Below are 13,294 nucleotides of genomic sequence, written 5' to 3'. Positions count from 1 at the left end.
TGGCCCGCATGCCGCCGGGCCACGCTATGCCAGCGCAGGATCACTGCACCGGTGTCACTGCTCCGGCTCGATCTGTTTGGCTTGCTCGTTGAGGTAATGGGTCACCGGTGCGCCGCGGTACTGATCGGTCAATCGCCCCAGCGATTCGGCGCGTGCATCCGCCGCCTGCCTTGCGGCGGCGTCGTGCGGACCTTGTGCCGCACGATCCAGACGGCGGCCTTCGCGCACTGCCGCTACATGGGCCGGGTCGGCTGGCCTGGACGCGGCGCGGAACTCGTTGGTGCGCTGCTCCACGATCGCCGCATCGCGTGCGGTGTCGATGGGGGTTTCCGGCGGCAGGTCCAGTTCCATGCCGGTGTGGCCACGCGCCAGCGTGCGGTTTTCCAGCAGCGCGAGCAGTTCTTCCTCGGGCTGGTCGGTCAACAGGCTTTCGCCGGCATCGCGAAAGGCACCGGCGGTGGTGCGCTGGATCCCAAAGGCTTCGCCGCTGAGCTTTTGCATCTCGCCGAAGTTGCGCCAGACGTAATAGTCCTTGTCGTGGTTGGCGCGCGGCAGCGAGAAATCCTCATACCGATAACCGGACGAAAATGCCGCCTGCGCGTAAGCCGAGTCGGGCTGACGCAAGCGTGTGCGTGTCAGTTCCATGGCCTTGCCCGCAGCGCTTTGCTGATCGGTGGCCACCGCCTCCACGATGACCGGGCGCATCTTGTTCCAGCTTTCCAACCATTGCACTGCGGTCTCGGCCAGCCCCTCGGGGCCATCGTCCTTGCCCGGGAAGAAATCGCGCAGCTGCGAGTCGGCCAGCATGCCCTGGCTGAAGACCGGCACCACATTGATCTTGGCCAGCAGGCGATCGAGCGCAGCACGGCGGGGCGCATCCTGCGAGTGCATCGGATTGATCTGGTAGTGCTTGTACAGATTGGACACGAATTGATCGAAGCCGCCCGTGTAGTACTTGGCATACAGCTTGATCGCGGCCCCCTGACGCAGATCCGGCCGGCGCATCAGCAGCATCGCCACCGCCTCGGCGGTGTCTTCCTTGCAATCCAGCGCCACCGACATCGCCTCCGGCTTTTGCAACGCGTGCTCCAGCGCCTGCTCCACGGCGGCAATGGTCTGATCGGTCTTGATGAAGTTGCCATCGACCGGGTTGCGGATCACCAGCGGCATGTCGCGCAACTGGGCGAACGGCACCTGCGAGACCAGCTTGTTCTGCGGGTCGTCGGTCATGCGGCCAATGCTGAAGTCGTGCATCAAGACCGGCACGCCATCGGCACTGACTTCGACATCCAGCTCCAGGTTGCGATACCCCTGTGCGTAGGCGCGATCGATGGCGGCAAGCGAGTTCTCCGGAATGCCGGCGTGGTTGTCGAACAGGCCCCGGTGCACCATCACGTCCTTGCCCAGCGCGCGCGTGCTCGGCGCCTGGAAATACGTGTCGTGAACCAGCTCCTTGCGGTGCTTGCGCAGCAGCGCGTCCTTGCCGGCCACCAGATGATGGTCGTTGGCCTTGAAGAACGCTGCACCGCCGTCGCGCGCCGGCACCTCGTGGCCGTGGTAGCGCGCGGCTTGCTGCAACTTGCGGCGCGGCTGCGTGGAGGCGGCGGGCTGCAGCCAGTGTGGCGTTGTCAGCCCGTGGCCGGGCAGATCCAGCGCCTTGCGCAATGCGGCGTGGGCTGCGTCGCTGAAGGTGTCGCCAGGCGCAAACGCGCGCTGCAGATCGAAGATGATGCGGCCTTGCTGCGCATCGACCAGCACCGGGCCTGCCGCTGCACTGGCGCAATCGGGTAGCGCCTTGGCCATGGCTTTGAACGCGGCTCTATCCAGATACACCGGCTGCAGCGCCCCAGCTGCAAGCTTTGCTGCAATGCTGTCCTTCTCGGGCGCGATGCCGGCCTGCGCGAGGTGGGTGGCCAGCTTGCTTTGCAGCGCTTGCACCGTGATCTGCCTTGCCTGTACTTCAGCCAGCCGCTGCTCCGAAAACTCGCTGTCCAGCGCCACCAACGCCTGCTTGCCGGTCATGGCGCTGTCGTTCAATGGCACCAGCGGTGGTTGCATGAGGGCCTGACGACGAGGCCGTGCACGCAAGGGCAGATTGCCGCCTGGCGCGTGCGGCACCTCCATCGGGGTGATTGCACTGGTGTGCGACGGTGTTGCCAGCGCGGTGGTGTGCGTGGCGGCTGGTTGCAAAGGACCAATACGCATGACGACCTCAAGAGCACTGCGGGCGGCCAGTAAAGCGCGTGGCATATGACAATTCGCAACCGAGGCGAAGTCTGCCGCCGCAATGCGAAACGATGCCCCCCGGCGCACCGCATCACGTGGCCGGGCGCCTGCGCTAGAACAGCGTTTCCTTGAACGGCAGCATCGCTGCGCCCAGCACCGTGGCGTGTGCCTGCACCTGCCCGACCAGCAACGCCGGATACGGCGATGCGACGCCGCGCCGTGGCGCGGATTCGAAGGCGATACGGGCGATCAGCCGTTGCGCAAGATCTGCCGGCAGGCGCGCGCCGAAGACGATGACGCGCGGGTCGATCAACGCGATGATCGCCGCCACCGCCAGCGTCACGGTGGGTTGCACCGCATCCAGCCAGGCCTCGATCTGCGGCCAGGCCGCGTCGTAGTGCTGCAGCATGGTGTGCAGGTCCGGCAGCACATGGCCATCGGCGACCAGCGCCTGGCGCAGGCTTTCCAGCGTTGGCCGCGCCATGCCGGTGATGGCCGAGATGCGCCCCAGTTCGCCCACGTTGCCGTGCGCGCCGCGGTGCACGCTGCCGGCGGCGATCACGCCCGCGGCGAAGCCGTCGGCGATCGTCAGATAGACCAGATCCGGCGATTGGCGGCCAACCCCGTACAAGGCCTCGGCCAGCGCGGCGCAATGGGCGTCGTTGTCCATCCAGACCGGCAACTGCAGACGCTCGGCGATGAACCGGTCCAGCTCCACCTGCATCCATTCGGCGGCCAGCGAGAGCGGCGGATTGACCCGGGTGCCGTCGCCGATGCGCGGGCCGGTCATGCTGACACCCACCCCGAACAGCTGCTGCCGGTCCACACCGGCCGCCTGCAACAACTGCTCCAGCAATTCCGGCAAGCGCGCCGCGAGCAGATCCAGCGTCAGCGGGAACGCCGTGAGCTGGCGCATGCCGCGGACCTGCCCGGCGAAGTCGATCAGCACCACCGCGATGCCATCGACCATCACCGAGACCCCCACGCTGAACGCGTAGCCGGGCACCAGACTCAGCTGCACGCTCGGTTGGCCGCGACCACGCCGCAGCGACGGGCCGAGCTGGAGCAGGCCCTGTGCGACCAGCGGGTCGATGATGCCCTTGGTGCCGGGAACGCTGAGCCCGCTGGCGCGCGGCAGATCGGCACGTGCCAGCTGGCCGGCACTGCGGATCAGATCCAGCAACGCGCGCTCGCTGGAACCGGCGGCCTGCCCGTCGCTACGACGGCGGTAATGCGAACGAATGGCCGCGTGGGCGAAGAAGGAAGACATAGGGAGCAAAAGGGCAGTGGTTGTCACATAAGCTTAAATTAAGCAGATTAATTTAATCCGCCTGCGGCACCGCGTTGGGGCCGCCCGACATCGCGGATCGTGCCATGCGTCTGTTTCATCCCTCTTCCTCTGGCCCTGTGTGTCTGCCCGGTCCGGCCTGCGGCCCGCAGCGTCGCATATTGTCGCTCGCGCTGGGCATGGCCGTGGTTGGCTGGATGCACGCACCGGCCCAGGCCGCCGAGGCGCCCGCCGATGCCTCGGCGCAGACCCTGGATGCCGTGCAGGTGCGCACCTCGTTCCAGTCGCAGAACACGCGTGCCATCGCCACCAAGCAGGCCGCGCCCACCATCGTGGACTCGGTCGCCGCCGACAGCATCGGGCAACTGGCGGACTTCAATGTGGGCGATGCGCTGCGCCGGGTCACCGGCGTCAGCACCGTGGAGTACCAGGGCGAGCCGCGCTACGTGACGGTGCGCGGCCTCAACGGCAACTACAACAGCATGCTGATCGACGGCTTTGCGTTCGCCAGCAACGACATCGGCAGCCGCCAGGCGATGATGGATGTGCTGCCGGCCAATTTTGTCGACCGCATCGATGTGGTGAAGTCGTTCCTGCCGGAAAACGACGGCGGCGCGATCGGCGGCGTGACCAACCTGGTCACCGCCACCGGCTTCGGCCGCCCGGACGGCCTGCTCACCTTCTCGGCCAAGGGCGGCGCCAACCTGATGGGCAGCCGCTATGGCGGCAGGACGCCGGTTGGCGAGGGCGACCTGAAGTGGGGCAAGCGCTTCGGTCGCGACGGGCAGTTCGCCTTTTTGGGCGCTGCCAGCCAATGGCGGCGCGAGATCTCGGTGCCGCAGCAGGAAAACGGCGGCGGCTTGAACTGGTACGCAGCCAATGGCACGCGCGATCCGGTGGCCTATGGCGGCACCGGCGATGCGGTGCCCAGCGAGCGGCGCTGGTACAACTACGACAACACCCGCGAACGGCGCAGCCTCACCGCGCGCGTGGACTGGCAGCCGGAGGGCCCGCTCAGCGGCCATGTGTCCGGTTACAGCTTCCGCCAGCGCGAGGCCTCGGACCGCTATACCCAGAACGCCCAGGTGCAGAACAGCGCGCGCCTGAGCCGCACCGGCCCGCAGAGCGGCACGCTCGACAACGTGAATCAGTACGTGGAATTGGGGCAGTTGCGCTGGAAGCGCGCGCTGTCGGGCATCAACGGCGAACTGCTGGCCGAGTTGCCGGCGCAGTGGCGCGCCGCGCTGCGCGCGAGCACTTCGCGCGCCACGGTGGACAACCCGCAGACCTGGGACCGCTTCCAGCAAAATCGCCTGGCGTACGGCTTTGACTGGAGCGGCACCCTGCCCGCCTTCACGCCCCTGGACCCGGCCCTGGCTGACGACCCGGGGCGCTACGCAAACCTCTATCACCAGCAAGAACGCACCGGCTACGCCGAACGGGTCGGCGACCTGCAGCTGGAGCTACGTCGCAACATGGACGAGGACAGCCGTGGGCTGGGGCTGGCCGTTGGCGCGCGGCAGGTACGCACGCACATGCGCACCGACGTGCAGCGCACCACCTGGAACGGTTTGCCTGACACCTTGGCCGACGTGCTGGGCAGCCCCACCTGCGCGCTGGGCTGCAACAGGCAGATGATGACCATCGACCCGGCATTGGCCGATGCGCGCTGGGATGCGCTCGCCGGCCAGGCGCGCGGGGTGGTGGACACCACTGCGCAGAACAGCGGCAGCTACAGCGTCGACGAGCAGGTGCGCGCCGGCTTTGCCCAGGCGCAATGGCGCGGCGAGCGCTGGCTGCTGGCTGGCGGCATCCGTCTGGAACAGACCCGCTTTGCCAGCGCCGGCCAGCAGCTGAGCGGAACCACCTGGACACCGGTCAGCGCGGTGCATACCTACCGCAACTGGTTGCCATCGCTCAGCGGGCAACTGCAGACCAGCTCCAACGGCACGCTGCGCTTTGGTGCCTCGCGCTCGATCGGCCGCCCGCGCCTGGACCAGATGGCATTGAACGGCGGCGTGCTGCAGCTGGGCAGCACACCGCCCACGCTCAACCAGGGCAACCCGGACCTGCAGCCGCGCCGCTCGCAGAACCTGGACCTCGGCCACGACTGGAGCTTCGACGACGGCGGCAGCCTGCTGTCGATCGCGCTGTTCCACAAGACCATCGACGATGAAATCTTCCGCTACGGCCAGATGGACACCATCGACGGCGAGCAGGTGCTGGTCACCCAGCCACGCAATGTGGACCGGCCGGTGCGCCTGCGTGGCGCCGAGCTGGGAGCCATCAAGGAGCTGGGGCCGTTGCTGCCTGCGCTGGACGGCTTGTCGGTGTCGGCCAATGTCACGTTCCTGGACGTGGAGTACCCGGTGGTGCTCGGCGATGGCACCCGCACCACCCTGGACGTACTGCCGCAGCAGCCCAGGCAGTTGTGGAATCTGACCTTGAATTACGCCCGTGGGCCACTGCGCACCACGCTGGCCTGGAGCCGCACCGGCGAGCTGTGGGATGACCGCTTTCCCAATTACAGCAGCCTGCCCGAGTTCTATCGCAACCGTTACCAGCAACCGCTGGACCGCATCGATCTGAAACTGGGCTGGGAAGTGTCGCCGGCGGTGTCGCTGAGCCTGGACGTGCTCAATCTGGCCGGCCAGGGCTACCAGTACCGCATCGGCCGCGATCAGGAATATGTGCAATCGGCCTGGAAAATGGCCCCCACCGTGATGGTCGGCGTCAATGTCAAACTTTGAGGAGCTGTGTATGTCGCCATGTCTGGATACCACCTTCAGCCGGCGCCGGCTGCTGGCCGCTGCTGCCGGCGCCTCGCTGCTGTCCACCGCGTTGCCGGTGCTCGCCGATCACGCCGATAAAGCGCCGCCGCCGGATGTGGGCCGCAAGTTCCTGCGCTCGAAACGGCCGATGCCATTTGCCGGCAATACGTTTGTAGGCCATCTCGAACAGCAGGGCGATGGCTACGACAGTTTCGACCGGGTGCTGGAGATCTACCGCGAATTGCCCGAGCAGCGCTTCGCCAACAAGCTGGCCGTGTTGCCGCCGAGCAGCTATCACGTGACCTTGCTGGGCGGGGTCAATGAAACCGACCGCGCGCACGGGCCATGGCCGAGCGATCTGGCGCGCGATGTGGCGTTGGCCGACATCAACGCCAGCTTCCTGGCGCGGTTGCAGCAGCGCGATGCTGCACCGCTCGGCGCGTGCCGGTTTCTGGTCGACCCCACGGCGGCCAGGACCGGCAGCCACGACAATCTGCTGATTCCGTTGCTGCCTGCCGATGCAGCCACCGCGCAGCGCTTGGAGACGGCGCGTCAGGCATTGATGACGTTGACCAAACTGCAGCGCCCGGATTACACCAATTTCCGTTTCCACATCTCGTTGGCTTACCTGTGCGAGACGCTCGATGCGGCCGAGCAGGTGGCCTATCGCCTTGCGGTGGGCGATTGGTTGAAGCGGCTTGCGGCGGCAGGCCCGATCACGGTGCCGCGTTTCCACTTTTGTACTTTCAAGGACATGGACGCGTTTCGTGAGGTGTATGAGGTTTGAAGTTGGGCTTATATGGCGAATGCAGAAGCCCCTCTCCCTCCGGGGCGATAAGGCACGGCTTGCGTGCCACTGGCGCGCGTGCCTTGGAGCGCCCGCGCCGCAAGCGCGGGCCGGGGCGCGGAGCAGGGGCTGGGGTGAGGGTACGCAATCTCGCCAACTCACAATTGCCGGGGTATTTGCAGCCAAGGCGCACCCTTTCATTTAGGCAGGCGTTTGCAGCGTTTTTAATTTTGCGTGTGACGGCAAGATCTGTGCGCGTGGTTAATGGAGGAAATTAGGATTTTTAGCTGCCGTACCCTCACCCCAACCCCTCTCCCGGGGGGAGAGGGGCTTTGCTCCATTGCACCTTAGTGGTTCGTATAGTTTTAGTTGTTGCGCACCGTTTGGTGATTCGTGCTTCTGCAGCTGCATTGCACAGCGTGTACTCACACACTCGCTTCCGACACCTCCGTCGTCATCTGCCACGCCGCAAACTCCTGCTCGAATTCGGCCAGCGTCAACAAACCCATGCAGGCATGCGCGCCAATCGGTAACGCCTTCCCTGCGGCAAGCCTGCGCACCAACAGGATCGCAGCGAAACACGGAATCTCCGGGCCGTGCAGCATCGGCGCGGTGAGATCCCACTGCACAAGCAACGGTTGGCGATCGCTGGTTTGGTCATGCCCGGTGCCACGCAGCTCCACGCGCATGCCGCCCAAGTCGGTGCCGAAGCGGTCGAACCAGCGTGCGGCGTGTGCAAATAGTTCCGCCAACCGCGCCATCGGCAATGGCACGCCGCGGTGACGCAGCCAGGCGACGATAGCCAGACAACGCTGCAGAAACGTCACCTCCAACGCTGCGCGAAACTGCACGCTCTGCACGCCGGGATAGCGCTGCAGCAAGAGATCGTGGTCGGACACATCGCATGGCGACGCCAGGCGTGGGGCAAGCTGGGCGAACTGCACGCGTGTGGGCCTGGCCCAGCCCACCACCGTCTGCCAGCGGCCGTCGTGCCACCAATCGAACGGCGTGCCGCAGTACGACAACACCGCACGCACCGTCGCCAGGCCCAGCGGTGTGCCTTGCGCGGGCGCAATGACCATGCGGATGCCGTGCAACGCCGAAAAGCGCGGCAGCAAGGCGTCGATGACCGCGCTGGATAGTGCGGGCAAGGTGCTGGCGCCGCTGATGGCCACACGCTGCGCCTGCCTTGCCACGGCATCCAGTGCAGCCGGGAAATCGCGTACGAACGCGCGCCCGTCGGCCAGATCGATGTAATGCATGCCGGACTGCAGACAGCTGCGCGCCACGGCGTAATCCTGACCCTGGAACGGGCCTGCGGTATGCACCACCACATCGGCCGCGGTGGCCGCCAGTTGCGCGGCGAAGTCGCTTGCCTCGGTATCCAAACGGCAGGCGGAGATGCGGCCGGGTACGGCATCCGGCCACTTGGCCGCCACATCGCCGGGATGCCGCCCGGCCGCGATCACCTGGAGCTGCGCCGTTGCCGCCAGCGCCCGCACGATGCGCGCGCCGAAATGCCCAAAGCCCCCAAGCACCACTACCCGATACGTCATTGCCTGCTCGCCGTCTGCGCCTGTTGCACAGTATCGGCGAGCAGACAGGCACCAGCGCATCCAGCTTGTCCGCGCACGATGGCGACACGATGCGACTAGCCGGAGACCCGTGTCACCAGGCCACGGTCCAACGCCTCGCGCAGCACCTTCAGCGCTTCGCGCGTGGCGAGCTTGGAGGCACCGGCCTGCTTGGTCGCCAACACGGCCTGCCTGTCGGCCAATGCACGTTGCTCCCTGGCCAATGCCTGCAGCGCCTCGGGCATCGCACCCTGTTGCGAGGATGCGGATGCAGCGGCAGATTGCGTGCGTGTCGAGGCCTGGAGCGCACGCGGCTCGGTCTGTGCAGAGAGCTGTGCGGCCAGTGCGGCCTGGCGCTCGCTCAGCGCATGCTGACGTGCCGCCAATGTGGCCTGGGCGTCGGCCAGTTGCTGGCTGCGGACATGCGCCGCGCTCAGCCGATGCATCAGCGTCGGATTACGCACCAGGTATTGCACGCCATCGGCGCGGAACCACAACACGCGCTGGCCATTGCCGGCATACGCGCGTGCGGTCTGCAGATCGCTGCGCGAGCCATGCATCACCTGATGCTCGCCGTGCACCAACACATAGGCATCGCCTTCGTCCTGGTTGGTTGCGACGGCTTTGCCGCACGGTGCGTTTGCTGTGGCTCGCGGTGCGACCGGGGCTGGTACTGCATTGGATGCATTGGATGCGACGGGTGCCAAAGGCGCTGTTGGCGCAATCGCGGTTGGCGCGACAGGAGAAACTACAGGCGCGGGCAGCGCCGGTATGACAGGCGATGCGGGCACCACAGCCAACGCAAGCGGATGCGATGCAGGCGCGGTTGCAGTTGCAGTTGCGATCAGCGAGGGACCAGCGAGTGCGGCGGTAGCCAGCAGCAGCGCGGTACGTAGGCACAGCAATGGGGAAGCGGTCTGGATCATGAGAGATCTCCACGAAGGTCACAGCTCGGTAGGTACCGCCTGCGCGGCACACGCAGACGGGGTGGGACACAGCGATCACGCGGCCACGGCGTTGCCGACGCTGCGCAGCGTCGTCACGCAGGAAGTGCCGGGCTGTGGCGAGCCCGTGTCGATGCAGGTGCTGCCTGGCGCGATGCGATCGCACGATGCCGGCAGGTGCTTGGTGTCATTACCGCTGCCACGGATCTGCCGGCCGTGCACGGCCAGGAGCGGATCGGTGACTGCACACCACACGTTGCCGAGGCGTGGCCGCTAGAGACGGTGCTGACGCAAGGTGCGGTCTGCAGCGAGCTCGCGACTGTTGGCTCGCTGTGTTCGGCGATCTGGGGTCGCCAGCATGACGGAGCGAGCGGCCGTCAGCTCGGTGCGGATGGTGCGCTCAGAACCAGTGCGTGCGCGTGGTGAATGACGACTCCGCACAGCGGCCGTGCTCACGTGGCGGTGAGCGCAGTCGTGGCGTTACTGACTCCTAGTTGTTCTGCGCGTCTTCGGCGTCTGCCTGCGCTTGCGCCGCTTCCTTCTGCCCGCGCGCAGCCTCGATGCGGGCCCGACGTGCGGCCTGTTTGCCCATCTCGGCCTGCTGCCGGGACAGCGCGGCCGCTTGGCGCACCGCAGCGGCATACGCGTACTGCGCCTGGCGATGCTGCTGCGCCATCTCGCGGATCTGTTGCTCGGCTTCGCGCGCCTGCTGTTGCGCGTCCTGTTTGGCCTGCGCCAGTTCCGGGCCTAATGACGCCAGCTGTTCGCGCGCTTCCTGCAGTGCGTCCTGCGCGTCCTGCATCTGTTCCTGCCGACGTTCAAGGTCGCTATTGTCGGTACCCAGCGCGTGCATGGCGCTCTGCGCGTCACGCAGGGCCGTGGCGGCGGCCTCGCGGCTGACGCGGTCCAGCTCATCCCAGCCGTTCTGCGTTGCATCCACATCTGCGCCAGGGAGTGACGCGGCGCCCAGTACATCGGCGATGACACCGTGCGAAGCCGGGGCGGCTGGTGCCGCAGGCAGTGCGGGCAGCGCCGGTGCAGGCAGTGCGCTCATCGGCGCTGCGGCATCCACCAACGACACACCGCCGGGCGTACCGGGCGTGCGCTGCGCTGCCGGGGCGGTCACCACGATGGGCCGCATGCTGGTGGACGTTGCCGGCACCGGCATTGCGACCAGGCGCAGCGGCATCACGCCGGCGACGGCCACCGTCGCCAGGATCACCGCTGCGGCCAGCCGCGGAAAGGCGCTGGTGTCCTGCAACATCACCAGCCTGCGCTTCAAGCTGATAAACGACGGCGAGGCACTTGCCACGCCACCGAGCGGACGTGGCGACACCCCGAACTGCAGCAGCAGGCGTCCATAGTCATGACGGCAATGGCGATGCCCGGCGACCACGGCCGCATCGCAGGCCGCTTCGCGGGCAATGGCGTATTCACGGGCGGCCAGGTGCACCAGCGGATGGAAGAAGAACAGATGCTGGGCCAGCGACGGCAGCAGCCCCCACCACAGGTCGCGGCGGCGCAGGTGGATCAACTCGTGGGTCAGCGCCATGTCCAGGTCGTCGTCGGCCATCTGCGCCAGGCGCTTGGCCGGGAACAGCAACACCGGCCGCCACGGACCGATCAACTGCGGCGAATCGATCTGCGAGGACAGCCGCAACGCGGGTGGGTGCGACAAGCCGTGCGCCTCGGCCGCCATCTGCAGTGCCTGCACCAACGCCTTGTCGGTGCACGGCTGGGCAGCGCGCACCAACGCACGGCTGCGCCAATACGCGCGGACCGTGCCGGCCGAGATCACCAGCACGCCAGCCGCCCATACCGCAAACAACCACGTGGCCCACGACGACCAGACCGCGACATCCATGGCGTGCGCCGTCGCGCTGGCAGCGGCGGCTGTCGATGCGGCGGCCGTGGCCGTGGCCATCGGCACCAACGCATCGGCGCTGCCAAGCGCAGATGCAACCGTGTGCGCCGGCAACACCGGCAACTGAAGCGGTGCGTTCCACAGCAGGCCAACCACCGCCTGCACGCCCACCAACCACCACAGCCAGGTTTGCGTGGTGGCCGGCAAGCGCTTCACCCCGCGACACAGCGCCCACACCGCAAGTGTCAGCACCGCGGTCTGCACACTGGTGGCGCCGAGTTTCCATAACAGCGATTCGATCAGAGGCGACATGGCTCAATCCTCCTTGCGCTGCGATTGCAGCTTGGCGACCAACGCTTCGAGTTCGGCCAGCTCGGTATCGCTGACTTCGGCGCGCTGCGACATCCACGCCACGAACGGCGACACCGAGCCCTGCAAGGTCTTTTCCACGAACTGCCCCACAGCCGAGCGCACCACATCGTCCTGGCCGGTGGTGGCGCTGTAGCGGTACATGCCGTCCACCTGCTTGCGGCGCAAAAAGCCCTTGGCGCGTAGCCGCTCCATCATGGTCAGCACGGTGGAGCGCGCCAGCCCGCGCGGCTCACCGAACGCGGCCGCCACTTCGCCGACACTGGCGTGCCGCTGTTCTTCGATGTGTTGCAGCAGGGCCAGCTCCTGGTCCCCGATGGTCTTGCCGCGCATGCCGTTCTCCATGACTACAGTTGTCGCTACCGTAAGCCTGGCGACAGGTGTAGTCAATAGGTCGGATGGCAGGGGTGCGAGTGGGCGCTGCGACTGAGGAGAACACCATAGTTTGGTTGGGTTCGGACGGACTATGGCGTCCTGCCGGCTTGTATTGCCAAGACATGTGCGATCTGGGCTTGAAGAGACCTAAAGCGGACGTCGAGTGAATGCCCGCATCTGGCCGTAGGGGACTTTTGCGGGTTGCAAGCGAGAAGTTGCCTCTTGCTCTGACTAGAGTCTGGTGACTGATGGTTGTCGCTGACTTTGATATGGTGAGGACAAGTGGGAGATCTTCAGGAAGTAAGGGGGAATAATGAATGAGATAGGAAATTCACACATTGCGGTCGGCGGCGAGTTCACCAAAATCTTCGATCACGAAACATTCCTTTCTATGTTGAACTCAACCGACGAAGCGGGAGTCGCGCTGAAGTTCCATCTGATCATGGAAGAGTTTCTCAACATCTGGTGCTCCAAAATCGCAGGGGTAGAGGATTTGTTTAGCGATCTCGAATTTGTGCCATTTAAGACGAAACTACAGATTGCAAAAAACCTGGGGATGGGAAGCGATCTATTTCGCGCCTTTGGTAAGTTGAACGTGACCAGGAATAAGTACTCCCATAGGCTGAACTTCAAGGCCTCACCGGGGGATCTCGAATCATTGTCGACGCTGATCGACAATAGTGTCCCAGAGGCTCAGGTCCTGAGCTGCTGCGAGTTCGTGATCGAAAGTTCCGGTCTGGATCAAGACGGCGTTCGTGTCCATCAGGTCCACGGCTGGTCATCGAGCAGCTCCAAAAAGTTGTTCATTATGTGCGCACTCCTCACCATCAAAGCTACCTTCTGGATGCAAGAGGAGTTCAACAAGCGCGGCATTCAATACACCCTGATCGCTGGACTTCCACAGCATGAAGGTCAGCCCCAGCCATGAGTGTGTGAGGTGGGGACCGGAGGCGATCAGGCGATCCCACCAAACTCCCGCCCGGTCCGGGAGCCTAACCTGTCCTTCAAACGGCTCGTCGTTACCCCGCGGACCGATCCTACCGGCACCCCTGTGCTGGACATTTGTGATGAAGGAGCCAAAGAGAGCTATCGCCTT

The 13,294-nt window shown here is 65.7% G+C and carries 9 protein-coding genes and 1 other RNA gene; 3 read left to right on the top strand and 7 right to left on the bottom strand.

Going from position 1 to position 13,294, the window contains the following annotated elements; all coding sequences use genetic code 11:
• Positions 1-54: 54 nt before the first annotated feature.
• Both avrBs2 and ABS769_RS04590 read right to left on the bottom strand, forming a co-directional pair.
• Positions 55-2,205 carry a type III secretion system effector avirulence protein AvrBs2 gene (gene avrBs2, locus ABS769_RS04595; RefSeq protein WP_350498093.1) on the bottom strand — a complete coding sequence of 717 codons (2,151 nt, stop codon included), beginning with the start codon at positions 2,203-2,205 and terminating at the stop codon, positions 55-57.
• Positions 2,206-2,338: 133 nt separating this feature from the next.
• Positions 2,339-3,496: an ROK family protein gene (locus ABS769_RS04590; protein WP_350498092.1), complete on the bottom strand. Its 1,158-nt coding sequence runs from the start codon at positions 3,494-3,496 to the stop codon at positions 2,339-2,341.
• Between the two features lie 104 nt (positions 3,497-3,600).
• Here ABS769_RS04590 and ABS769_RS04585 point away from each other — a divergent pair, with 104 nt between their 5' ends.
• On the top strand, positions 3,601-6,264 hold the full coding sequence (locus ABS769_RS04585; RefSeq protein WP_350498091.1) for a TonB-dependent receptor: 2,664 nt from the start codon (positions 3,601-3,603) through the stop codon (positions 6,262-6,264).
• 10 nt (positions 6,265-6,274) lie between these two features.
• The gene (locus ABS769_RS04580; RefSeq protein WP_350498090.1) at positions 6,275-7,072 is read left to right on the top strand and encodes a DUF1868 domain-containing protein; all 798 of its coding nucleotides are present in this window, start codon (positions 6,275-6,277) and stop codon (positions 7,070-7,072) included.
• Between the two features lie 425 nt (positions 7,073-7,497).
• On the opposite strand, the gene ABS769_RS04575 is transcribed toward ABS769_RS04580, so the two are convergent.
• The 5 genes from ABS769_RS04575 to ABS769_RS04555 all read right to left on the bottom strand — a co-directional run bounded on the left by ABS769_RS04575 (position 7,498) and on the right by ABS769_RS04555 (position 12,168).
• Complete coding sequence (locus tag ABS769_RS04575) at positions 7,498-8,628, bottom strand: saccharopine dehydrogenase family protein (RefSeq protein WP_350498089.1); 1,131 nt, start codon at positions 8,626-8,628, stop codon at positions 7,498-7,500.
• Positions 8,629-8,723: 95 nt separating this feature from the next.
• On the bottom strand, positions 8,724-9,233 hold the full coding sequence (locus ABS769_RS04570) for a hypothetical protein (protein ID WP_434801680.1): 510 nt from the start codon (positions 9,231-9,233) through the stop codon (positions 8,724-8,726).
• Between the two features lie 708 nt (positions 9,234-9,941).
• A non-coding RNA gene (locus ABS769_RS04565) (sX9 sRNA) lies at positions 9,942-10,018 on the bottom strand.
• Between the two features lie 62 nt (positions 10,019-10,080).
• Entirely contained in the window at positions 10,081-11,766 is a 1,686-nt protein-coding gene (locus ABS769_RS04560) for a M56 family metallopeptidase (protein WP_317062773.1), read from the bottom strand.
• Between the two features lie 3 nt (positions 11,767-11,769).
• Complete coding sequence (locus ABS769_RS04555; protein ID WP_180336578.1) at positions 11,770-12,168, bottom strand: BlaI/MecI/CopY family transcriptional regulator; 399 nt, start codon at positions 12,166-12,168, stop codon at positions 11,770-11,772.
• 343 nt (positions 12,169-12,511) lie between these two features.
• Between ABS769_RS04555 and ABS769_RS04550 the strand changes: the two genes are divergently transcribed.
• Positions 12,512-13,126 (top strand): hypothetical protein, encoded by a 615-nt coding sequence (locus ABS769_RS04550; protein WP_317062774.1) that lies wholly within the window; start codon positions 12,512-12,514, stop codon positions 13,124-13,126.
• The last annotated feature ends 168 nt before the right edge of the window (positions 13,127-13,294 follow it).

The organism is Xanthomonas hortorum, assembly GCF_040279205.1.
Classification (GTDB): Bacteria; Pseudomonadota; Gammaproteobacteria; order Xanthomonadales; family Xanthomonadaceae; genus Xanthomonas; species Xanthomonas hortorum_F.
This window is presented reverse-complemented; position numbering and strand designations above follow the sequence as displayed.